Source organism: Bradyrhizobium sp. McL0616, from assembly GCF_049993385.1.
In the GTDB taxonomy this organism is placed as follows: domain Bacteria; phylum Pseudomonadota; class Alphaproteobacteria; order Rhizobiales; family Xanthobacteraceae; genus Bradyrhizobium.
Genome location: NZ_CP188255.1, coordinates 1,463,090 through 1,484,325 on the forward strand (window position 1 = coordinate 1,463,090; position 21,236 = coordinate 1,484,325).

The 21,236-nt window shown below is 65.0% G+C and carries 19 protein-coding genes and 1 pseudogene; 16 read left to right on the forward strand and 4 right to left on the reverse strand.

The window, feature by feature from the left end:
• Positions 1 to 3 precede the first annotated feature (3 nt).
• Positions 4 to 1,587 carry an ABC transporter substrate-binding protein gene (locus ACPPVR_RS07050; RefSeq protein ID WP_426613516.1) on the forward strand — a complete coding sequence of 528 codons (1,584 nt, stop codon included), beginning with the start codon at positions 4 to 6 and terminating at the stop codon, positions 1,585 to 1,587.
• Positions 1,584 to 2,957: an amidohydrolase family protein gene (locus ACPPVR_RS07055; RefSeq protein WP_426613517.1), complete on the forward strand. Its 1,374-nt coding sequence runs from the start codon at positions 1,584 to 1,586 to the stop codon at positions 2,955 to 2,957. Before ACPPVR_RS07050 ends, ACPPVR_RS07055 begins: the two co-directional genes overlap by 4 nt.
• Here ACPPVR_RS07055 and ACPPVR_RS07060 read toward each other — a convergent pair.
• A complete protein-coding gene (locus ACPPVR_RS07060) occupies positions 2,954 to 3,853 on the reverse strand; it encodes a LysR substrate-binding domain-containing protein (protein WP_426613518.1) in 900 nt (299 codons plus the stop codon). The genes ACPPVR_RS07055 and ACPPVR_RS07060 overlap by 4 nt on opposite strands.
• A gap of 276 nt (positions 3,854 to 4,129) precedes the next feature.
• Between ACPPVR_RS07060 and ACPPVR_RS07065 the strand changes: the two genes are divergently transcribed.
• From ACPPVR_RS07065 to ACPPVR_RS07105, 9 genes are read left to right on the forward strand one after another with little or no spacing between them, the layout of a single operon-like run.
• Complete coding sequence (locus ACPPVR_RS07065; RefSeq protein WP_426613519.1) at positions 4,130 to 5,164, forward strand: ABC transporter substrate-binding protein; 1,035 nt, start codon at positions 4,130 to 4,132, stop codon at positions 5,162 to 5,164.
• A 27-nt stretch (positions 5,165 to 5,191) separates the two neighbouring features.
• Positions 5,192 to 6,229, forward strand: coding sequence for an ABC transporter ATP-binding protein (locus ACPPVR_RS07070; protein WP_426613520.1), 1,038 nt, complete (start codon positions 5,192 to 5,194; stop codon positions 6,227 to 6,229).
• The gene (locus ACPPVR_RS07075) at positions 6,226 to 7,101 is read left to right on the forward strand and encodes an ABC transporter permease (RefSeq protein ID WP_426613521.1); all 876 of its coding nucleotides are present in this window, start codon (positions 6,226 to 6,228) and stop codon (positions 7,099 to 7,101) included. The genes ACPPVR_RS07070 and ACPPVR_RS07075 overlap by 4 nt, the downstream gene beginning before the upstream one ends.
• Positions 7,098 to 7,904: an ABC transporter permease gene (locus ACPPVR_RS07080; RefSeq protein WP_247988405.1), complete on the forward strand. Its 807-nt coding sequence runs from the start codon at positions 7,098 to 7,100 to the stop codon at positions 7,902 to 7,904. Before ACPPVR_RS07075 ends, ACPPVR_RS07080 begins: the two co-directional genes overlap by 4 nt.
• Positions 7,905 to 7,912: 8 nt before the next feature.
• Positions 7,913 to 9,049, forward strand: a complete 1,137-nt coding sequence (locus ACPPVR_RS07085) for an NAD(P)/FAD-dependent oxidoreductase (protein ID WP_426613522.1) — start codon at positions 7,913 to 7,915, stop codon at positions 9,047 to 9,049.
• A gap of 30 nt (positions 9,050 to 9,079) precedes the next feature.
• Positions 9,080 to 9,376 (forward strand): (2Fe-2S)-binding protein, encoded by a 297-nt coding sequence (locus ACPPVR_RS07090; protein WP_426613523.1) that lies wholly within the window; start codon positions 9,080 to 9,082, stop codon positions 9,374 to 9,376.
• Positions 9,373 to 10,791, forward strand: coding sequence for an NAD(P)/FAD-dependent oxidoreductase (locus ACPPVR_RS07095; RefSeq protein ID WP_426613524.1), 1,419 nt, complete (start codon positions 9,373 to 9,375; stop codon positions 10,789 to 10,791). The genes ACPPVR_RS07090 and ACPPVR_RS07095 overlap by 4 nt, the downstream gene beginning before the upstream one ends.
• Positions 10,788 to 11,909, forward strand: a complete 1,122-nt coding sequence (locus tag ACPPVR_RS07100; RefSeq protein ID WP_426613525.1) for an NAD(P)/FAD-dependent oxidoreductase — start codon at positions 10,788 to 10,790, stop codon at positions 11,907 to 11,909. The genes ACPPVR_RS07095 and ACPPVR_RS07100 overlap by 4 nt, the downstream gene beginning before the upstream one ends.
• Before the next feature lie 15 nt (positions 11,910 to 11,924).
• A complete protein-coding gene (locus ACPPVR_RS07105) occupies positions 11,925 to 12,269 on the forward strand; it encodes a RidA family protein (protein WP_426613526.1) in 345 nt (114 codons plus the stop codon).
• A 5-nt stretch (positions 12,270 to 12,274) separates the two neighbouring features.
• Here the strand turns inward: ACPPVR_RS07105 and ACPPVR_RS07110 are convergent.
• Positions 12,275 to 12,661, reverse strand: a pseudogene (locus ACPPVR_RS07110) (LysR substrate-binding domain-containing protein); the annotation flags it as partial.
• Here ACPPVR_RS07110 and ACPPVR_RS07115 point away from each other — a divergent pair.
• Together ACPPVR_RS07115 and ACPPVR_RS07120 are read left to right on the forward strand one after the other, a co-directional pair.
• Positions 12,650 to 13,867, forward strand: coding sequence for an amidohydrolase family protein (locus ACPPVR_RS07115; protein WP_426613527.1), 1,218 nt, complete (start codon positions 12,650 to 12,652; stop codon positions 13,865 to 13,867). The pseudogene ACPPVR_RS07110 and the gene ACPPVR_RS07115 overlap by 12 nt on opposite strands.
• Before the next feature lie 118 nt (positions 13,868 to 13,985).
• A complete protein-coding gene (locus ACPPVR_RS07120) occupies positions 13,986 to 14,705 on the forward strand; it encodes a hypothetical protein (RefSeq protein WP_426613528.1) in 720 nt (239 codons plus the stop codon).
• Here the strand turns inward: ACPPVR_RS07120 and ACPPVR_RS07125 are convergent.
• Positions 14,695 to 15,777, reverse strand: a complete 1,083-nt coding sequence (locus tag ACPPVR_RS07125; RefSeq protein ID WP_426613529.1) for a tetratricopeptide repeat protein — start codon at positions 15,775 to 15,777, stop codon at positions 14,695 to 14,697. The two genes, ACPPVR_RS07120 and ACPPVR_RS07125, sit on opposite strands and share 11 nt — an antisense overlap.
• On the opposite strand from ACPPVR_RS07125, the gene ACPPVR_RS07130 reads away from it, so the two are divergent.
• Positions 15,761 to 17,350, forward strand: a complete 1,590-nt coding sequence (locus tag ACPPVR_RS07130; protein WP_426613530.1) for an ABC-F family ATP-binding cassette domain-containing protein — start codon at positions 15,761 to 15,763, stop codon at positions 17,348 to 17,350. The genes ACPPVR_RS07125 and ACPPVR_RS07130 overlap by 17 nt on opposite strands.
• A 116-nt stretch (positions 17,351 to 17,466) precedes the next feature.
• A complete protein-coding gene (locus tag ACPPVR_RS07135) occupies positions 17,467 to 18,207 on the forward strand; it encodes an SDR family oxidoreductase (RefSeq protein WP_426613531.1) in 741 nt (246 codons plus the stop codon).
• A 179-nt stretch (positions 18,208 to 18,386) separates the two neighbouring features.
• Here the strand turns inward: ACPPVR_RS07135 and ACPPVR_RS07140 are convergent, their stop codons facing one another.
• Positions 18,387 to 19,715 carry a dicarboxylate/amino acid:cation symporter gene (locus ACPPVR_RS07140; protein ID WP_426613532.1) on the reverse strand — a complete coding sequence of 443 codons (1,329 nt, stop codon included), beginning with the start codon at positions 19,713 to 19,715 and terminating at the stop codon, positions 18,387 to 18,389.
• Between the two features lie 140 nt (positions 19,716 to 19,855).
• On the opposite strand from ACPPVR_RS07140, the gene ACPPVR_RS07145 reads away from it, so the two are divergent.
• Entirely contained in the window at positions 19,856 to 21,190 is a 1,335-nt protein-coding gene (locus tag ACPPVR_RS07145) for a solute carrier family 23 protein (RefSeq protein WP_426613533.1), read from the forward strand.
• Positions 21,191 to 21,236: the final 46 nt, after the last annotated feature.

Consider the following 21,236-nt stretch of genomic DNA (forward strand, 5'->3'; position numbering starts at 1 on the left):
GTAATGCCCGTCTCCCGCCGCTCGCTCCTCAAGGCTGCCGCAGCCGTTCCGGCGCTGTCATTCCCTGGTATCGTCCGCGCCGAATCGCGGACCACGCTGCGCTTCATCCCCGTCATCGATCTCGCCTTCGTCGATCCGATCTATTCGACCGCGCAGGTGTCGCGAAACCACGGCTTCATGGTCTACGACACGCTCTATGGCATGAGCTCCTCGCTCCAGGTCTCGCCGCAGATGCTGTCGGGCCACGCCATCTCCGGCGACGAGCTGCAATGGGACCTCAGCCTGCGCGATGGCCTGGTCTGGCACGACGGCGAACGCGTGCTCGCGCGCGACTGCGTCGCCAGCATCCGCCGCTGGGCCGCGCGCGACGGTTTTGGCGGCGAGCTGATGGAGGCGACCGATGAGCTCTCGGCCGCCGACGACCGCACCATTCGTTTCCGCCTCAAGCGTCCATTTCCGTTGTTGCCGCAGGCGCTCGGCAAGGCGGCGATCAACGCCTGCTTCATGATGCCGGAGCGGCTGGCGAGCCAGGACCCTTTCAAGCCACTGACCGAAGTGGTCGGCAGCGGCCCGTTCCGCTACCTCGCCGACGAGCGGGTGCAGGGCGCCCGCAACGCCTATGCCAAATTCGAGCGCTACCAGCCGCGCACCGACGGCAAGCCGGATTGGACGGCGGGTCCGAAGATCGTGCATTACGATCGCGTGGTCTGGACCACCACGCCCGATGCCGGCACCGGCGTCGCAGCGCTCCAGACCGGCGAGCAGGACTGGCAGGAAACCACGCCGCACGATCTCTTGCCGATCATTAAGGCGGCCGGCGATATCGAGACGCGCATCCTCGATCCCCGCGGCTATGCCTGCATGCTGCGCCTCAACCATCTCCAGCCGCCGTTCGACAATCCCGCCGTCCGCCGCGCGCTGCTGGGTGCGATCGACCAGTCCGCGTTCATGACCGCCGTCGCCGGCACCGATCCGGCGTTTCAGGTGTCGCCGATCGGCTACTTCGCGCCGGGCACGCCGATGGCGAGCGAGGTCGGCCTCGACGTGTTCCGCGGGCCGCGCGACTACGCCAAGGTCAAGGCCGATCTAAAGGCCGCCGGTTACAATGGCGAGAAGATCGTGGTGCTCGTTCCGACCAATTCGCTGGCGCAAAAACCGCTCGGCGAGATCGCCGTCGACTCACTGCGCAAGGCCGGCATGAACGTCGAATATGCCGGGCTCGATTTCGCCGTCGTCCTCCAGCGCCAGCTCAAGAAGGATCCGATTGGGCAGGGCGGCTGGAGCGCCGCGGTCGGTAACTGGCAGGGCATTGACTGGCTCAACCCGGCCGGCAACACCAATTTGCGCGGCGAGGGCAAGGTCGCCGGCTGGTATGCGAGCGAGAAGATGGGAGCCTTGCGCAGCCAGTGGCTCGCGGCCTCCGAACTTGCCGAGCAGCAGCGCATCTGCCGCGAAATCCAGGCGGTCGCATTCCAGGAAATCCCCTATATTCCGATCGGTCTGTACAAGCAGCCGACCGCCTATCGCAAAGCCATTACCGGCATTCTCGACGGCACCGCCGTCTTCTGGAACGTACGCCCCGCATGAGGACCATCGCAATTTTTGGCAGCTATGTGCTGTCACGCAAGGACGGCGCGCAGGATGTGTTGCGCGACCATTGGGTTCTGGTCGAAGGCAAGAAGATTGCCGCAATCACGCGCGACAGACCAAGCGCGGATCAGGTCTACGATCGCCCCGGCCGCTTCGTGCTGCCCGGCCTGCTGAACCTGCACAATCACTGCTTCTCTGAAGCGGTGGCGCGCAGCCACAGCGAGGATGGCAACGGCCGCAAGAACAACCAGAGCATCGTCTACACAGTGCTGTTGCCGCTGACCAAGCGCGGCGCTGAGATCTTGTCGGCGGAGGAGCGCATGGCCGTGGCGCGGCTCGGCATTCTCCAGCTCCTCAAGGGTGGCGCGACCACGGTGATGGAGCCGTTCCGCAATTCGATCCCGGAGATGTTCGACGCGGCGGAAGAGATGGGCATCCGCTTCTACGGCGCGCCGTATCTGTTCTCCACCTCCGACGCCAAGGCGGGTCCGGACGGTGTTGTTCAATATGCCGGCGATGATGGCACCGCCGACATGGCGACTTGGGATGCGCTGTATCAACGCTGGAACAATCGCGGCGACGGCCGCATCAGCCTTGCGATGAGCCCGCATGCCACCGACACCTGCGGTCCCGATCTGCTCAAGGCTTGCGCGACGCGCGCGCGCGAGCTCGGCGTGCCCATCACGACGCACATGGCGCAGAGCCGCACCGAGGTCGAGACCATCGGCAAGCGCTATGGCGGCCGCACGCCGGCGCAATATCTGGACTGGCTCGGCCTGCTTGCGCCCGATCTCATGGCGGCGCATTGCATGTTCAGTACCGACGACGATCTCAAGTTGATGGCCGCGCGCGGCATGACCGTGCTGAATTGCCCGCGCGTATTCGCACGCGCCGGCGTCACCGCGGCGTTCAGCCGATTTGCGGAGCATGGCGTGCGCACTGTGGTCGGCACCGACGGCTACAACATGGACCTGCTCGGCGAACTCAACGCCGCCTCACTCATCTCCAAGATTACCTCGCAGCGCGCCGATGTTGCGAACTCGCCCGAGCTGATCGAGGCGAACACGGCTGTTGCCGCTGACGTCATCAAGCGGCCCGATCTCGGCCGGATCGAACCCGGCGCGACCGCCGATCTGACCGTGGTCGATCTCACCCATCCGCATCTCCAGCCGCTGTTCGATCCGCGCCGCGCGCTGATCGCGCTCGCCAACCGCGCCAATATCGACCAAGTCATGGTCGATGGTCGCGTGCTGGTCGATGCCGGTCGCTATCTCGGCGCCGACGAGGCGGCGATCATGGCGGCCGGCACCGCCGCGATCGGCAAGATCTGGGATCTGCCGGAGGCGCAGGCGGCGTTCAACAGCTAATCGTCGAATTCGATAAGCGCTTTGCGCACGGTTTCGACCAGATCCAGCGCCACCGGCGAGGGGCTGCGCTGCGCGGGAAAGACCGCAGAGAATTCGAAGTCGACGCGCGGCAGGAAGCGGCGCACGACGACGCCGCGGGTAGAAAATTCCTGCGCGGTGAAGGGATCGCAAATCGCGACGCCAAGCCCCGACGACACCATGCCGCACATGATCTCCGACAGCGCGGTCTCCACCCGCAGCACGCGGCGGACGTCGTGACGGTGGAAGATCTGGTCGACGAGGTGGCGGCTCGACGATCCCGCCGACAGCGAGATGAAGGTCTCGCCTTCGAAGTCGCGCGGCTCCAAGACTTCCTTTTCTGCGAGGCGATGTCCCGTCGGCAGCACCGCAACGCGCGCCGGCGCCGGCAGCTTCTGGCTCGGCAGCCCGGAATGCGCGATCGGCACCTCGGCAAAGCCGACGTCGCACTGATTGTTCAGCACCCAATCGACCACGATCGGCGAGATCACGCCGAAAAAGGCGAGGTTGAGGTTGGGCCGCTCCTTCAGGAAATGCCCGGTGAGCCGCGGCAAATAGCCGTTCGAGAGCGCCGGAAGTGCAGCGATCCGCAGCGAGCCGGTGCGGCGGCTGCGGATTTCCTCCGCCGCCGCGGTGATGCGTTCGAGCCCGACGAAGGAACGCTCCACTTCGGTATAGAGCGCCATTGCTGCGGCGGTCGGCACTAGGCCGGTGCCGCGCCGCTCGAAAAGCTCCATCTTCAGCAGCGCCTGGAGGTCGCGCAGCAACCGGCTCACCGCCGGCTGCGTCACGGTCATCAGCGCGGCCGCCTCGGTCACGCTGCCCGTGAGCATCGTCGCGCGGAAGGCCTCCACCTGCCGCGAATTGATCCGCGCCATCCCAATTTCCATCCATAACATTTTGGCATGCAGAGGGTGCCATTATTCATTGGACGATGGAAGCTCAGGTTTGCGATCTTTTTCATCAGAGCTGGAGACAGCCCGCTTTTTCGGCAGATTGGAGGGGTTCGAACCTCCGGATCGCGCCAGAACCCGCCGAACAGGGGCCGGAGCCCTGGTGGATACGGGATTTGCGCGGAAGGAAATGCGGAAGGCGCTTTGGCCTATGAGACTCGTCGGCACGTCACCTCATTCCGGTATTGGAGATCGGTCCACATGAAGACTTTTCGCCTTCTGACAGCGGTCAGCATCGCGGCGCTCGCCGTCCTTCCGTCGGCCGCCTCGGCCCAGCAGAAAACGCTTTATGTCGCCGGCTATGGTGGCTCGTTCGAGAAGACCATCCGCGACGAGGTGATCCCGGCCTTTGAGAAGGAGAACGGCGTCAAGGTCGAGTACGTCGCAGGCAACTCCACCGACACGCTGGCAAAACTCCAGGCGCAGAAGGGCAACCAGCAGATCGACGTTGCCATCGTCGACGACGGCCCGATGTATCAGGCGATCCAGCTTGGCTTCTGCGGCAAGCTCGACAGCCTGCCCGCCGATCTCTATGACACCGCGCGCTTCAAGGATGATCGCGCCGTCGCGATCGGCATCGTCGCCACCGGCCTGATGTACAACACCAAGGTGTTTGCCGAGAAAGGCTGGGCGCCGCCGACCTCGTGGAATGATCTGAAGGACACGAAATACGCAAAACAGCTCGTGATCCCGCCGATCAACAACACCTATGGTCTCGAAGCGCTGGTGATGCTGTCTAAGATGAACGGCGGCGGCGAGGCCAACGTCGATTCCGGCTTCAAGATTTTCAAGGAGCAGATCAATCCGAACGTGCTGGCCTATGAGCCGTCGCCGGGCAAGATGACCGAGCTGTTCCAGTCCGGTCAGGCCGTGATCGCGGTGTGGGGTACGGGCCGCGTACAGAGCTTTGCCAACACCGGCTTCCCCGTCGACTTCGTCTACCCGAAGGAAGGCGCTGCGACGCTGCTGACGACGGCGTGTCCGATCACCAAGCCCAATGCCTCGCCGCTCGCCGGCAACTTCATCAAGATGTTGCTCGACGCAAAAATCCAGCTCGTGATGCTCAGGGATTATGGCTACGGCCCGGTGCTGAAATCGCTGGTGGTGCCGCCCGAGCTCGGCAAGATGGCGCCGATCGGCGAGCGCGCGGCAAAGCTCTATAATCCGGACTGGACGGTCATCAACGACAAGCGCGAGGAATGGACCAAGCGCTGGAACCGCGAGGTCGAGCGCTGATCTGATCATCCGTAGCGGAGACAGCGTATGGCCTTTCTCGAGCTCGAAGGGGTCGCCAAGCAGTTCGGCGCGCAGACTGTAGTCGATGACTTCAGTCTGTCGGTGGGCAAGGGGGAGTTCATCTCCTTCCTCGGCCCGTCCGGCTGCGGCAAGACCACGACCCTGCAGATGATCGCGGGCTTCCTCGATCCTACGCGCGGCGCGATCCGTCTGGAGGACAAGGACCTGGCCGCGATCCATCCGGCCAAGCGTGGCCTCGGCATCGTGTTCCAGAGCTACGCGCTGTTTCCGCATATGACCGCGGCGGAGAACGTCGCGTTTGGTCTGGAGATGCGCAAGGTCGCGCGCAGCGAGCGGGCCGAGCGCGTCCGTGCCGCGCTCGCGATGGTGGGCCTTGCCGGCTACGAGGACCGTCACCCGCGCCGCATGTCCGGTGGCCAGCAGCAGCGCGTGGCGCTGGCGCGTGCGCTGGTGATCAAGCCGAGCGTGCTGCTGCTCGACGAGCCGCTGTCGAACCTCGACGCAAAACTGCGCGAGGAGATGCAGATCGAGCTGCGCCAGATCCAGCGCACCATCGGCACCACCACGATCCTGGTCACGCACGACCAGAACGAGGCGATGTCGCTGTCCGACCGCATCGTGGTGATGAGCCAGGGCAAGATCGAGCAGATCGGCACGCCACAGGAAACCTATGAGCGGCCGGCCTCGGCCTTCGTCTCGCAGTTCCTCGGCAAGACCAACGATTTTGCCGCGACGATTGATCGGACCGTGACGCCGGCCCGGGTGACGGCGGGCTCCTGGAGCGCGCCGGTGCCGGCAGGACTCAGCGGTGGTCCCGTGACCGTCAGCATTCGTCCTGAGCGGATCGGGTTTGGCGATGCGGGCCTCGGTGCGAAAATCGTCACCCGCATTTTTCAAGGAAATCATTGGCTGTTCCAGTGCGAGAGCGAATGCGGGCCCGCAATCGTGATCCGTCAGAATGACGGCCAAGCGCAGCCGGTCGAAGGCGAGGCCGTTCGCCTCGTTTGGCGGCCGGAGGACATGAGCGTGAGGGGCGTCGCATGAGCACGGCCGCCGACGAGCGCGACGCGCGTGCGCCGTGGGCGCTGACCGCGCCCGCTTTGATGCTGTTCGTCGGCGTGCTGCTGATTCCGCTGGCGATGACCGTGATGCTGTCGTTCCATGATTGGGGCCAGTACAAGGGCATCGAGCCGGTCTTCATCCTGAAGAACTGGCGAGAGATCGCGACTGATCCCTATTACGCCGAAATGTTCTGGCGGACGTTTCGTATCGCGATCCTCACCACATTGCTCACCGCCGTGTTAGGTGCGCCCGAAGCTTACATCCTCAACCGCATGAGCGGCCGCTGGAGGAGCATTTTTCTGCTTGTGATCCTTGGGCCGCTGCTGATCTCCGTGGTGGCGCGCACGCTCGGCTGGGCGCTGCTGTTCGGCGGCAACAACGGCCTCGTCAACAAGCTGCTGATGTCGGCCGGGGTGATCCGCTCCCCCATTCCCTTCATGTTCACCGAGACCGGCATAGTGGTCGCGCTCGCGCATGTGATGATGCCGTTCATGGTGCTGTCGGTGTGGGCGGCGCTGCAACGGCTCGATCCGCAGATCGAGAATGCCGCGATGTCGCTCGGCGCGGGCCCGATCACCATTATTCGCCGCATCATCATGCCGCAGATCATGCCGGGCGTGCTGTCCGGCGCGATCATCGTGTTCTCGCTCTCGGCCAGCGCCTTTGCGACGCCCGCGATTATCGGCGGCCGCCGGCTCAAGGTTGCGGCGACGCTCGCCTATGACGAATTCCTCAACACGCTGAATTGGCCGCTCGGTGCGGCCGTCGCCACGCTGCTGCTGGTCGCCCTCGTGCTGATCGTCGTCGGTAGCAACGCGCTGATCGAGCGGCGCTATGCGGAGGTGTTCCGATGAGACGGAACGGCCCGCTGGCACTGATCTTCCACACCATCTTCGTCATCGTCATGGTGGCGCCGATCCTGGTGGTCTGCCTCGTCGCCTTCACGCCCGAAGGCTTCTTGTCGCTGCCGACCAACGGTTTTTCGCTCCGCTGGTTCAGGGCGATTGCGAACTATCCTGAATTCATCCATGCGTTCTGGGTCAGCCTTGGCCTCGGCGCACTGTCGTCCTTCGTCGCACTTCTGTTCGCAGTGCCGGCGGCGCTCGCGATTGCGCGCTATCGTTTCCGCGGCCGTGATGCGTTGGCGGCGCTGTTCCTGTCGCCGCTGATGATCCCGCATGTCGTGCTCGGCATCGCCTTCCTGCGCTTCTTCACCTCGGCAGGCCTCGGCGGCAGCTTTGCGGCGCTGATCATCGCCCATGTCATCATCGTGTTTCCGTTCGCGCTGCGGCTGACATTGGCGGCCGCGACCGGCATGGACCTCTCGGTCGAGATGGCCGCGGTCTCGCTCGGCGCCGGCGGCTGGACACTGTTCCGCCGCGTGACGCTGCCGTTGATTTTGCCGGGGGTCATCAGCGGCTGGGCGCTCGCTTTCATTCAGTCGTTCGACGATCTCACCATGACCGTCTTCCTTGCAGCACCCGGCACCGAGACATTGCCGGTGCGCATGTTCCTTTATATCCAGGACAACATCGATCCGCTGGTGACGTCGGTCTCGGCCTGCGTGATCGCGATCACCATGACCGCCCTCATTCTGCTCGACCGCTTCTACGGGCTCGACCGCGTGCTCGCCGGCAAGGGCGATACGGGACGATAGGAGAACTCATGTCAGGAGATTACGACGTCGCCGTGGTCGGCGGCGGACTGCTCGGCTCCGCCATCGCCTGGGGCCTTGGCCGGCTCGGCAAAAGCGTGGCCGTGCTCGATGAAGGTGACATCACCAAGCGCGCCTCGCGCGCCAATTTCGCGCTGGTCTGGGTTCAGAGCAAGGGGCTGGGCATGCCGGCCTATACGGTCTGGACGGTGCAGGCGTCGCAGGCGTGGGGCAGGCTCGCCGCCGAGTTGAAGCAGCAGACCGGCCTCGATGTCTCGCTACAACAAAACGGCGGCTTCCATCTCACGCTCGGCGAGGACGAATTCGGCCAGCGCATCGAACTGGTCAAGCGTATGCACAACCAGACCGGCGCGGCCGACTACAAAATGGAGATGATGTCGGCATCGGACGTGAAAAAGTCGTTGCCGCTGATCGGGCCGGAAGTCTCCGGCGGCAGCTTTTGCCCGCTCGATGGCCACGTCAATTCGCTGCGCACTTTTCGTGCCTTCCACACTGGATTCAAGGAATTCGGCATCGACTATTTCCCCGAGCGCCCGGTCTCTGCGATCACGAAGAGCGACGGCGAGTTCCGGCTGACCACGCCGAAGGGCGAGCTCCGCGCCGCCAAGATCGTGCTTGCCGCCGGCAATGCCAACCAGACGCTGGCACCGATGGTCGGTCTCTACGCACCGATGGGCCCGACCCGCGGCCAGATCGTGGTGACTGAGCGCACCATGCCGTTCCTGCCGCATCCGCTGACCACGATCCGCCAGACCGACGAGGGCACGGTGATGATCGGCGACAGCAAGGAGGACGAGCTCGACGATCGCGCGCTGAAGCATTCGATCAGCGGCGTGATGGCCGATCGCGCGCAAAAGATGTTTCCGCATCTGGCGCGGCTCAACGTGGTCCGGAGCTGGGCCGGCATTCGCGTCATGCCGCAGGACGGCTTTCCGATCTACGACCAGTCGGAGACGCATCCCGGCGCCTTCGTCGCCTGCTGCCATTCCGGCGTGACGCTCGCCTCCAACCACGCCTTCGAGATCGCGCGGATGGTTGCGCAGGGCGCGCTCGAACCGGAGCTGGTCGGCGCGTTCTCGGCCAGCCGTTTCGGCGGCGCGGGCACGGCGAACAACAGCGGCTATTAGAGTTTTTGAGAAGGAGCCAAGAGGCATCCCATGTTCAAACGATCCGAACAGGACAAACGGCCACAAGTTCAGATATTCGTCGACGGCGTTGCCATCGCTGCGCGTCAGGGCGACACAGTCTCCGCCGCGCTGCTGGCGTCCAGCCTTGACGTGCGCCGGTCGACCGCGGTGAGCGGCGCGCTGCGGCTGCCCTATTGCATGATGGGCGTGTGTTTCGACTGCCTCGTCACCATCGACGGTGTCGGCAACCGCCAGGGTTGCCTCGTGCCCGTTGCCGACGGCATGCAGGTCGAAATCCAGAAGGGCAAGCGGGAGATCGGAAAATGACCATGGCTCCCAAGCGCGAAGCCTACGACGTCGTGGTGATCGGAGCCGGGCCCGCCGGCCTCGCTGCGGCTGCGACATCTTCTGAGGCGGGCCTGTCGACGCTGCTGCTCGACGAGAATATCGGCCCGGGCGGCCAGGTATTTCGTGCCATCGCCTCCACGCCAGTGACCGAGCGCAATCAGCTTGGTGCCGATTACTGGGTCGGCGCCGATCTCGTGCAGTCATTGCGCGCGAGCGATGCGGAAGTTGTCCAGCGCGCGACGGTCTGGAGCCTCGACCGCAATCTCGACATCGCCGTCTCCGTCGGGGGCGCCTCGGCCTTCGTCAAGGCGAAGCGCGTGATCCTGGCGACCGGCGCGCTGGAGCGGCCGTTTCCGATTCCCGGCTGGACGCTGCCTGGCGTGATGACCGCGGGTGCCGCGCAGACCATGCTGAAATCGTCGGCGCTGGTGCCGGATGGCCGCACGGTGATCGCGGGGCAGGGGCCGCTGCTCTGGCTGCTCGCTGCGCAAATCTTGCGGCTCGGCGGCCGCATCGACCGCATCCTCGACACCACCGAGCGCAGCAATTATTTCGCCGCGCTGCCCCACGCCTTCGCGTTCCTGACCTCGCCCTATTTCGCCAAGGGCCTGTCGATGATGCGCGAGGTGCGGGCCAAAGTGCAGGTCGTCTCCGGCGTCACCGAGCTAGCTGCGTCTGGTGACGGCCAGCTCGCAAGCGTGAGCTATGTCGCCGGGGGCAAGCGCGAGACCATTCCCGTCGATCTGCTGCTGTTGCATCAGGGCGTCGTGCCCAACGTCAATCTGGCGATGGCCGCCAGCGTCGAGCATCGCTGGGACGATCTGCAATTGTGCTGGTCGCCGGTGCTCGATGCCAGCGGCAATTCGTCGGTCGCCGGCATCGCGATCGCCGGCGATGGCGCTGGCATCGGCGGCGCGAATGCGGCCGTGGTGCGTGGTCGCATCGCCGCGCGTGCTGCTGTTGACGCGCTGGCGCCGGCTGCTGCTGCGAAGCTTCCGTCAATGGCGACACTTCGTGCCGATCTTGCCAAGGCCGAGCGCGGGCGGGTGTTCCTCGACACGCTGTTCCGTCCCGCGCCGCAGTTTCGCATTCCCTCCGGCGATACCATCGTCTGCCGCTGCGAAGAGGTGACGGCCAAGGACGTCCTCGACTCCGTCGCGATTGGTGCGACCGGGCCTAATCAGCTCAAGGCCTATCGCCGCACCGGCATGGGGCCGTGCCAGGGCCGGCTCTGCGGCCTCACCGTCACCGAGCTGATCTCGCAGGCGCGCGGCAAGAGCCCGCAGGAGATCGGCTATTACCGGCTGCGCGCGCCGGTCAAGCCGATCACGCTCGCCGAGCTCGCGGCCGTTCCGAAGAGCGAGGAGGACGTCAAGGCGGTGGTGCGCGGATGACCAGGAACGTGGATGCGATCGTCGTCGGCGGCGGCATCCACGGATGCTCGACCGCACTGCATCTGTGTCTTGCTGGCCTGAAACCGGTGCTGATCGAGAAGGACTATGCCGGCCGGCACGCCTCGGGCGTCAATGCCGGCGGTGTCCGCCAGCTCGCGCGGCACATCCCGGAGATCCCGCTCTCGATCCGCTCGATGGTAATCTGGGAGAAGATTTCAGAACTTCTCGACGATGAATGCAGTTTTGAGAGCTACGGCCAGGTCCTGGTCGCGGAGAACGAGGACGAGCTCGCGGTCTGCCGGGCGCGTGTCGCCGAACTCAACGCGCTTGGCTTCACCCATGAGGAATTGATCGACGCGACTGAACTGCGGCGGCTCGTGCCTGCGGTGGCGGAGACCTGTCCCGGCGGCGTGGTCTCTCGCCGTGACGGCGCGGCCAATCCGGCGCAGACGACGACCGCGTTTCGGCGCAAGGCCGAGCAGCTCGGCACGACTGTGCGCGAGGGCGTGGCCGCCAGCAACATCCGGTACAGCGACGGTCTTTGGCATGTCGATGTGGGTTCGGAGAGCTACGCCGCGCCGGTGCTCGTCAACGCCGCCGGTGCCTGGGCCGGGAACATCGCCGCCGCGCTCGGCGAGCCGGTGCCGGTCGAGACCGTGGCGCCGATGCTGATGATCACCTCGCGCGTGCCGCACTTCATCGACCCCGTCGTGATCCTGCGCGGCCGAAAGCTCTCCTTCAAGCAGTTCAAGAACGGCACCGTGCTGATCGGCGGCGGCCATCTGGCAACGCCCTATCAGGACCGCAACGAAACGGTGCTGGACTGGAAGAGCCTCGCCACCAGCGCCCGCACCGTGTTCGAGCTGTTTCCGGTGATGCGCGATGCGACGATCATGCGCGCCTGGGCCGGCATCGAAGCCAGGATGAAGGACGATATTCCCGTGTTCGGGCCGAGTTCACGTCACAAGGGCCTCTACCACCAGTTCGGCTTCTCGCTGCACGGCTTTCAGCTCGGCCCCGGCGCCGGCGCCGTGATGGCGGAGTTGATCGTCAACGGCGGCACCCAGACTCGCATCGGCGATCTCGGCATCGATCGCTTCCATCCTTCCACGCTCTAGCAACAAGAGGACATCATGAGCATCACCCGCAGCATCCGCACGCCCATTCAGCACCGCGCCGTCGAAGCCAACGGCTTCGTCTTCATCGGCGGCACCATCGCCGACGATATCTCGGGCTCGATGGGCGATCAGACCCGCAACATCCTCGGCAAGATCGCCAGCTATCTGAAGGAGGCCGGTACCGACAAGTCGCGCGTGGTCAGCACCTCGATCTTCGTGACCGACCTCTCCAAGAAGAAGGAGATGGACGCGGTCTGGACCGAGTTTTTTGGCGACAATCTGCCGACCCGGGCCACCGTCGGCGTCGCCGATCTCGGCGGCGCGCTGATCGAGGTGGTGGTTACCGCGCTCAAGGGCTGATCTGGTCAGTCCGATCTGGCGAACATCCCGACCAGGGTCTCGCGCAGCCAGCGCTGCGCGGGCACGGTGTCGTTGCGCTGGTGCCAGAACAGGCTGACGATGCGCGCCGGCGCCTGGAGCGGCAGCGGCATCGTATGCAGGAACGGCGCGTGGCGCGACTGCGAGCGAAGATCGCTCGGCAGGACGGCGATGAGATCGGATTGCCGCACGACCTCGTGGGCGGCGCTGTAATGATTGACGGTCGCCACCAGATTGCGCGACAGCCCGCGCGAGGCGAGAAAGAGATCGTAGGACGGCAGCGTCTTTCCGGCGAGGCTTACGTCGACATGCCCTGCGTTGAGGAAGGCGCGCGTGTTCAGACGCTTTTGCGCGGCGAGCGGATGATCGCGCCGCTTCAGCCGGAATTGCTGGCGGGCCATGACGTGCTGGTCGAGGACAGCCTGATCAAGGAGGTCTCCGATCGGCCGCTGCAGGCCACCGCCGATCGAACCATCGATCTCAAGGGCAAGACGCTGATGCCTGGCCTGATCGATCTTCATGTGCATGCCATCGCCGTGGAGCTCAATCTGGCGCAGCAGGTCCACATGCCGAACGTGCTGGTGACGCTGCGCTCGACGCTGCTGCTCCGCGGCATGCTGCGACGTGGCTTTACCACCGTCCGCGATGCCGGCGGCGCCGGTCATGCGCTGAAGCAGGCTATCGACACCGGCCTGACTGATGGTCCGCGGCTGTCCGTCTCTGGCCCCGCGCTGAGCCAGACCGGCGGGCACGGCGACATGCGGGCGCGCTCGGATTACCTCGCGAGCGACGCGCCTTGTCCCTGCTGCGTGCGCGTCGGCGCGCTGGCGCGCGTCGCCGACGGCGTCGACGGCGTGCGCAAGGCTGCGCGCGAGGAGCTGCAAATGGGGGCCGACCAGATCAAGATCATGGCGTCCGGCGGCGTCGCGTCTCCGACCGATCCGGTCGGCGCCTTTGGCTATTCCGAGGACGAGATCCGCGCCATCGTCGAGGAGGCGCAGGGACGCCAGACCTATGTGCTCGCCCATGCCTACACTGCCGCGGCAATCGCGCGTGGGGTCCGCTGCGGCGTCCGCACCATCGAGCACGGCAACCTGGTCGACGAGCCGACCGCGCGCCTGATGGCGGAGAAGGGCGCCTATGTGGTGCCGACGCTCGTCACCTATGAGGCGCTTGCCAACGAGGGCGCGCAATATGGCCTGCCGCCGGAGAGCGTGGCCAAGATCGCGGACGTGCGCGACGCCGGCCTGCGCTCGCTCGACATCTATCGCAAGGCCGGAGTGAAGATGGGGTATGGCAGCGATCTGCTTGGACCGTCCCAGCGCCTCCAGAGCGACGAGTTCCGCATCCGCGCCGAAATTCTCCGACCCCGCGCAGTCATCGCCAGCGCGACCGTGATCGGGGCCGAGGTGCTCGGCATGGAGGGCAAGCTCGGCCAGATCGCGCCCGAGGCGCTTGCGGATTTGCTGGTGGTCGACGGCAACCCGTTGCGTGACGTCGCCTGCCTGCTCGGGCAGGGCGAGCACATTCCGCTGGTGATGAAGGCGGGCAAGATCCAGTTCGACAGGTTGGCTGCGTAACGGCGCGGCGCACGCCGGCTATCAAAACATGACGAAGATGTAATGGTCAGGACGCGTCGCCGGGCTTCTACGCGCGGCAGTTTCCGTTTATCGCTAGGGGACTCGGCTGGAATGCCCAATGTCCTCGCAGACCAATAACAACAAGCTGGCGATCAAATTTCGCTGCCCCAAAGAGCTGGAAGGCCTGCTGCCGCAGCCGGTCCCGGCGAACCTCGGCATTCCCGATTGGCTCAAGGCGATGCCGACGACCGCGTTCAGCGCGCTCAACCAGCAGGACGACGAGACCATCAAGCGCTGCCCGCCCTTCATCGATGCGATGACATGCGGATTCTTGATTCCCTTGATTTGCGACCTCCGGGTCGAGGATGGCGAGATCATCTGGGACAACGATGTCCCGCCGGGCGGCGAAATCGACTTTCCGCGCTCACCGATCAGTTTTCACGACCAGGGCCAGCTCACAGGCACGCCGCTGTTCGAAGCGGACCGCTTCGTCGTCAAGTTTCACAATCTCTGGACCATCGAAGCGCCGGAAGGCTATGCGCTGTTCTTCACGCATCCGATCAACCGCTTCGATCTGCCCTTCACGACGCTCAGCGGCCTGGTCGATTGCGATCGCTATCGCGACAGCTGGATTCACTTTCCGGCACACTGGCACAACACCAGCTTTCGCGGCGTACTGCCCAAGGGCACGCCGATCGCGCAGTGCATTCCGGTCAAGCGTGAGGATTGGACCCGGCAAACCTCCGCCTTCACCGAGGACGAAACGCAGAAGGTTCATGCCCTGCGCGCCGCGCTGAAGCGCGAGCCCGGCTTGTACCGGCGGAAATTCAGGGCGTAGCCGCCCGCTCGGGTTCGCGTTCCAGGAACTTCGCGGCAGCGCTCGGGCGGAAGAAGAAGCGGCCGTGCGACGAGGCGGCCATCGCGAATGCGGCGCGGCCAAGCATATGCGGCCGTCCGCGCAACACCGAACGCAGTGCGGCCTCGCCGCCGCTGCGCTCGCCCATCTCGCAGAGGCAGATCGCGAGATTGGCGCGGGACAACGTGTCGTCCGGGCGAAGCCCGAGCGCGTGACGATAGGTGTCGGCGGCCTCTGCATGGGCCCCATCGAGAAGCTGTGCCCAGGCAAGCTCCGTCAGGATATCGGTGCGGCCCGGCGCGGTGTGGCGTGCAGTGGTCAGGACGCGGCGGGCCTCTGTGCGATGGTTGTTGCGGACAAGCATGCGGCCGAGGTCGAGTTGCAGGTCGACGCTGGCAGGGGCGAGCGTGAGGGCGTCCTCGATGATCCGGACCGCGTCGCCGACCTCGCCGGCGTTCGCGAGCTGACCGGCCAGCTCCTGAAATGCAGGCAGATAGGGCGGCCGGCGCGCTGCGGTCCGGCGCAGTTGCGCGATGCCGTCCGCGGTGCGCCGCGCTCCACACAGGGCATGACCGAGAAGGGTCTCGATTTCCGGATCATTGCCGCGATGCGCAGCCTTTTCGAGCGGCACCACCGCCTCGTCCGCGCGACCCAGGCCCAGCAGGGCATGGGCGAGGATCATCACGGCATTCCGATCCGTGCGATTTGATTTCAGGGCTTCGGTCGCAAGCCGTGTTGCGATGTCGAACTGCTTTGCGCGCAGTGCCATGAAGGCTTGCTGAAGCAGTTGGGCGAGGGCGTTGTTCAGCTTGCCGTTCACGAACTGGCCTCTTGATTGAGACACGGATTTTGTTCGCCTGTATCGCGCCGCCTGCGGGGCGTCCATCAACGAGTTCGTGAGGCGTCGAGGGCGTCGTTCGGAATGCGCCTTGATCTCGCGCCCCGGCAGGATTATGAGCGGGTTATCAATCAGGAATTCGAAGCCATGGATTTTACCCCGACCGCAACGCCGACCTGCCTTGCACACGGGGAATACCATGCCTGCTTCGATCATCCTGTCGCGCCTGTCGCTGTCTACGCCTGACGGCCGCTCTCTTCTTTCCGACATCGATCTGACCTTCGGCGCCGAGCGCGCCGGCCTCGTCGGCCGCAACGGCGTCGGGAAAACGACGCTGCTCGCGTCGATTTCGAAAGAACACGGTCCTCAGTCCGGCCACGTCGTGGTCAACGGAACCGTTGGGCTCCTGCGTCAGGACGCTCAACTCCTGGCGGGCGCGACGGTCGTTGACCTGTTCGGTGCGCGAGGCGCGCTGGAGCTGCTTCATCGCGCAGAGCGCGGGGAGGCCTCGGTCGACGAGCTTTCCGATGTCGACTGGACCCTCGAGACGCGGCTGGCGTCCGCTCTCGCCCGTGTCGGATTCGATGTCGCCCCCGACATGGCGTTGGACCGCTTGTCGGGCGGGCAGGTCACGCGCGTTCGTCTTGCCGCGCTGCTCTTCACCGCGCCGGACTTCCTGCTGCTGGACGAGCCCACCAACAATCTCGATCGGGACGGGCGCAGGGCCGTGATCGAGCTCCTGGCGACCTGGCGCGGCGGCGCGATCGTCGTCAGCCATGACCGGGCATTGCTCGAGACCATGGACGCCATCGTCGAGCTGACCTCGCTCGGGGCAACGCGATACGGCGGCAATTGGAGCGCTTACCGCGACCAGAAAGCCGTCGAGCTCGCGGCTGTCAGGCATGACCTCGCGCACGCCGAGAAGCACCTGTTCGAGATCGACGGAAGAGCGCAGGAGGCCGCCGAACGGAAGGCGCGCAAGGACAGCGGCGGCAAGAAGAAACGCGCCAAGGGCGACATGCCGCGTATCCTGGCGGGTGCGCGCAAGGATCGCAGCGAAGACAGCGGCGGAAAGAACTTACAGATCGCCGAAAGGCGGCGCGCGGAGGCACTCGGTGCGGTCGACACGGCGCGCGGGCGCATCGAGATCCTTCAGCCTCTGTCCGTGAAACTTCCCTCGACACATCTGCCGGCGGGGCGGGAGCTGGTTTGGCTCGATGGTGTCAGTGCCGGCTATCAGCCGGAGCGGCCGGTGCTGCGCGATCTATCGCTCACCATCGTTGGACCGGAGCGTATTGCGCTGGTCGGGCTGAACGGCTCCGGCAAGACGACCTTGCTGAAACTCATCGCGGGCGAGATGCGTCCCCTGTCGGGCATCGTGCGCGTGAGGCCGGACTTCGCGCTGTTCGACCAGAAGGTCAGCCTGCTCGATCCCGCAGTCTCGATCCTGAACAATTTTGGGCGTCTCAATCCGGACGCAGGCGCGAATGAATGCCACGCCGCCCTCGCGCGCTTCATGTTTCGCGCCGATGCGGCCTTGCAGATGGTCGGCAGCCTGAGCGGCGGGCAGCTGTTTCGTGCGGGCCTCGCCTGCGTGCTGGGTGGGTCGGCGCCGCCGTCGCTGCTGATCCTGGACGAGCCGACCAATCATCTGGACCTCCAGTCCATCGAAGCCGTCGAGGCAGGCTTGAGGGCTTATGACGGCGCACTGCTCGTCGTCAGTCATGACGAGGCGTTCCTGCAGGCGATCGGGATCACGCGCCGGCTCGATTTCGCCGGCTCAGACTGATTGTTCGAATCGAACGAACAATGATGCCGGCCGACAGCCGATTATCTTTCGCCGGAAACGGGGTAGATCCTCCCCTGTCAGCCGCAGGCAGCGGCCCGGAACCACGGAGAAGGCAAGTGTCCAACGCAAACAAAAAAGTCGCTGTTGTCACCGGTGGCTCGCGCGGCATCGGCGCTGCGATCGCCGAACGGCTCGCCGGCGACGGCTTTGCGGTCGTCATCAATTATGCCGGTGGTGTGGCAGAGGCGGAGGCGCTCGCTGGCAAGATCGCGCAGGCCGGCGGCCGGGCCATCACCGCGCAGGCCGATGTCAGCGACCCCGCCGCAGTCGCACGCATGTTCGACGCGGCGGAGTCCGCGTTCGGCGGCGTCGACGTGCTCGTCAACAACGCCGGGATCATGCGGCTCGCGGCGCTTGCGGACGCCGACGACGCCGTCTTCGACAGCCAGATTGCGATCAATCTGAAGGGCACCTTCAACACGCTGCGCGAGGCCGCGCGCCGGCTCCGCAATGGCGGCCGCATCGTCAATTTATCGTCGAGCCAGGCCGGCCTGCTGTCGCCGACCTACGGCATCTATGCCGCCACCAAGGCGGCGGTCGAAGCCTTGACGCATGTGCTGGCCAAGGAGCTGCGCGGCCGCAACATCACCGTCAACGCCGTGGCGCCGGGGCCGACCGCCACAAAACTGTTTCTTGACGGCAAGTCGGACGAGTTGATCGATCGCCTTGCCAAGCTCGCGCCGCTGGAGCGGCTCGGCCAGCCCAACGATGTTGCTGCTGCGGTCGCGTTCCTCGCCGGCCCCGACGGCGGCTGGATCAATGGTCAGGTGTTGCGCGCCAATGGCGGGATCATCTGATCGCGCCGCTCGAAGATCGATCAAAAACCCGACGCTCTGCCCCCAGCGCGCCGGGTGGAATGAATGAGTATCAATCGGTGATCCCAACACAGACTTTGTGACGCGTGCTGCACCGACTTTCCACTCTGCGAAACTACCGCAACGGAACCGGGCCGCGCCTTCCGTCGATCTGTGCGACCTCAGGCACTGCCGCCCGGCTCCAACGCCTCGCCCATCTCTAGCGGATGCGCCATGGCCTCGTGCAGCGCGTCGCGGTCGAGCTCGCCTTCAGAGATGCTGATGACGACGCAGGCGACGCCGTTGCCGATCAGGTTGGTCAGCGCGCGGCATTCGCTCATGAACTTGTCGATGCCGACCAGGATCGCGATCGACTGGATCGGGATATCAGGCACGATCGAAAGCGTTGCCGCGAGCGTGATGAAACCGGCGCCGGTCACGCCCGAGGCGCCCTTTGAGGTGATCATCGCGATGCCGAGGATGCCGAGTTCCTGCCAGATCGTCAGATGGGTGTTGGTCGCCTGGGCGAGGAACAGCGTCGCCAGCGTCATGTAGATATTGGTGCCGTCGAGGTTGAAGCTGTAGCCGGTCGGTATCACGAGGCCGACGACCGAGCGCGAGGCGCCAAGGTGCTCCATCTTCTGGATCATCTGCGGCAGCACCGTCTCCGACGACGACGTGCCGAGCACGATCAAAAGCTCGTCCTTGATATAGGCGATGAAGCGCAGGATCGAGAAACCGGCGAGCCGCGCGATCGAGCCCAGCACGATCAGCACGAACAGGATGCTGGTGAGATAAAACGTGCCGATCAGGGCGACGAGGTTGAGCAGAGAGCCGAGGCCGTAGGCGCCGACGGTGAACGCCATCGCGCCGAACGCGCCGATCGGAGCGACGCGCACGATCATGCGGATGATGCCGAAGAACATCTTTGCGGCCTTGTCGACCGCCTCGGCGATCGGTTCGCCGGCCTTGCCGAGTAAGGCGATGGAGAAGCCCGACAGGATCGAGATCAGCAGTACCTGGAGCAGGTCACCGCGCGCGATCGCGCCAACATAGCTGTCGGGGATAATCCCCAACAGATGGGCGACGATGCCATCTTCCTTGGCCTTGGTGACGTAGGTCGCGACCGACTTGGGATCGATTGTCGCGGGATCGATGTTGAAGCCGTTGCCGGGCTGGAGAATTTCACCGACCAGCAGGCCCATCGCAAGCGCGAGGGTCGAGACCATCTCGAAATAGATCAGCGACTTCAGCCCGACCCGGCCGACGCGCTTGAGGTCACCCATCGAGGAGATGCCGTGCACCACGGTGCAGAAGATCACCGGCGCGATCATCATCTTGATCAGCGCGATGAAACCGTCGCCGAGCGGCTTCAGCTCCTTGCCGAGATCGGGATAGAAATAGCCGATGAGCACGCCGAGTGCGATCGCGATCAGCACCTGGATGTAGAGAACTTTGTACCAGGGCTGATGCCGGCGGTGGACGGCTGGCTGGATCGCGACTTGTGTCATAAAGTGAGCCCCGGAACGCATTGATTTTGCAGGATTTGGATCTTGCAAGGTTCGCATCATGTGACGCTCGCCGCAGAAGCGACAATCACATTTTTGTCTGTTCGCACGAAGATTGATCGCTGCACTGCAACGGGGGAAACATGTCGACAGCAACGGGCCCCGAAGAGCAGGTACAAGACCGTTCTTCACAAGGCTATTTTCCAAATTGGAAGCCGAAGACCTCCGGCGTGATCATGCCGGAGGAGCGGCTGTCATGGGGCCAGACCGTCGTCTCCGGTCTCCAGCATTGCGTTGCAATGTCGGGTTCAACGATCATCGCGCCGCTGCTGATGGGGTTCGATCCCAATGTTGCGGTGCTGTTCTCCGGCATCGGCACGCTGATCTTCTTCGTCATCGTGGCGGGACGCGTGCCGAGCTATCTCGGTTCAAGCTTCGCCTTCATCGCCGTCGTCATCGCCGCCACCGGCTATGCCGGGCATGGGCCGAACCCGAACCTGTCGGTCGCGCTAGGCGGCATCGTCGGGGCCGGCGTGCTCTACGGCCTGATCGCGCTGATCGTGATGTGGTCGGGGGTTGGCTGGGTCGAGAGGCTGCTGCCGCCGGCCGTCACCGGCGCTGTGGTCGCCGCGATCGGCCTCAACCTCGCGCCCGTGGCGGTCAAGGCGGTGAGCGCCGGCGCGTTCGACACCTGGATCGGGCTCGCGACGGTTCTGATCATCGGCGTAGTTGCCGTTGCCGCGCCAAGCCTGTGGCGCCGCCTGCCGATCATCCTCGGCGCGATCGGCGGATATCTTTTGTACCTGCTGTTCGCGAACGGCCTCGGCTTCGGCAAGCCGGTCGACTTCACCCAGCTTGCGGCTGCGCCGTGGCTCGGCCTGCCGAGCTTCACCACGCCGACCTTCCAGGCCGATGCAATTGTCCTGATCGCGCCGGTTGCGATCATTCTCGTCGCCGAGAACCTCGGTCACATCAAGGCCGTCGGCGCCATGACGGGCCGGAGCCTCGATGACTATCTCGGCCGTGCTCTGCTCGCCGACAGCATCGCGACGATCGTGGCGGCCTGCGGCGGCGGAACCGGCGTCACCACCTATGCCGAGAACATCGGCGTCATGGCGGCGACGAAGGTCTATTCGACCTTGCTGTTTGCCTTCGCTGCCATTGTGTCGATCGTGCTCGGCTTTTCGCCCAAATTCGGCGCGCTGATCCTGTCGATCCCCGGGCCCGTGATCGGCGGGCTCTCGATCGTGCTGTTCGGATTGATCGCCGCGATGGCGGGCCGGATCTGGGTCGAGAACAAGGTCGATTTCGCGAATCCGGCGAACCTGATCACCGTCGCCGTGGCGCTGACCGCGGGCGCCGGCGATCTCACGCTCAAATTCGGTGCGTTCACGATCGGCGGGATCGGCACCGCGACCTTCGGCGCCATCATTCTCTATCAGATCCTGACCTCGCCGCTCGCGCGTCCCGCGCAGTGAATCCCAGGGATGCGCCGAGGGGATGGAACAAAACGCGCCGTCGGCC

Excerpts from the sequence above, each read along its gene's own strand:
- ACPPVR_RS07050 (WP_426613516.1), top strand. The coding sequence starts at position 4 with ATGCCCGTCTCCCGCCGCTCGCTCCTCAAGGCTGCCGCAGCCGTTCCG.
- ACPPVR_RS07055 (WP_426613517.1), top strand. The coding sequence starts at position 1,584 with ATGAGGACCATCGCAATTTTTGGCAGCTATGTGCTGTCACGCAAGGAC.
- ACPPVR_RS07060 (WP_426613518.1), bottom strand. The coding sequence starts at position 3,853 with ATGGCGCGGATCAATTCGCGGCAGGTGGAGGCCTTCCGCGCGACGATG.
- ACPPVR_RS07065 (WP_426613519.1), top strand. The coding sequence starts at position 4,130 with ATGAAGACTTTTCGCCTTCTGACAGCGGTCAGCATCGCGGCGCTCGCC.
- ACPPVR_RS07070 (WP_426613520.1), top strand. The coding sequence starts at position 5,192 with ATGGCCTTTCTCGAGCTCGAAGGGGTCGCCAAGCAGTTCGGCGCGCAG.
- ACPPVR_RS07075 (WP_426613521.1), top strand. The coding sequence starts at position 6,226 with ATGAGCACGGCCGCCGACGAGCGCGACGCGCGTGCGCCGTGGGCGCTG.
- ACPPVR_RS07080 (WP_247988405.1), top strand. The coding sequence starts at position 7,098 with ATGAGACGGAACGGCCCGCTGGCACTGATCTTCCACACCATCTTCGTC.
- ACPPVR_RS07085 (WP_426613522.1), top strand. The coding sequence starts at position 7,913 with ATGTCAGGAGATTACGACGTCGCCGTGGTCGGCGGCGGACTGCTCGGC.
- ACPPVR_RS07090 (WP_426613523.1), top strand. The coding sequence starts at position 9,080 with ATGTTCAAACGATCCGAACAGGACAAACGGCCACAAGTTCAGATATTC.
- ACPPVR_RS07095 (WP_426613524.1), top strand. The coding sequence starts at position 9,373 with ATGACCATGGCTCCCAAGCGCGAAGCCTACGACGTCGTGGTGATCGGA.
- ACPPVR_RS07100 (WP_426613525.1), top strand. The coding sequence starts at position 10,788 with ATGACCAGGAACGTGGATGCGATCGTCGTCGGCGGCGGCATCCACGGA.
- ACPPVR_RS07105 (WP_426613526.1), top strand. The coding sequence starts at position 11,925 with ATGAGCATCACCCGCAGCATCCGCACGCCCATTCAGCACCGCGCCGTC.
- ACPPVR_RS07115 (WP_426613527.1), top strand. The coding sequence starts at position 12,650 with ATGATCGCGCCGCTTCAGCCGGAATTGCTGGCGGGCCATGACGTGCTG.
- ACPPVR_RS07120 (WP_426613528.1), top strand. The coding sequence starts at position 13,986 with ATGTCCTCGCAGACCAATAACAACAAGCTGGCGATCAAATTTCGCTGC.
- ACPPVR_RS07130 (WP_426613530.1), top strand. The coding sequence starts at position 15,761 with ATGCCTGCTTCGATCATCCTGTCGCGCCTGTCGCTGTCTACGCCTGAC.
- ACPPVR_RS07125 (WP_426613529.1), bottom strand. The coding sequence starts at position 15,777 with ATGATCGAAGCAGGCATGGTATTCCCCGTGTGCAAGGCAGGTCGGCGT.
- ACPPVR_RS07140 (WP_426613532.1), bottom strand. The coding sequence starts at position 19,715 with ATGACACAAGTCGCGATCCAGCCAGCCGTCCACCGCCGGCATCAGCCC.
- ACPPVR_RS07145 (WP_426613533.1), top strand. The coding sequence starts at position 19,856 with ATGTCGACAGCAACGGGCCCCGAAGAGCAGGTACAAGACCGTTCTTCA.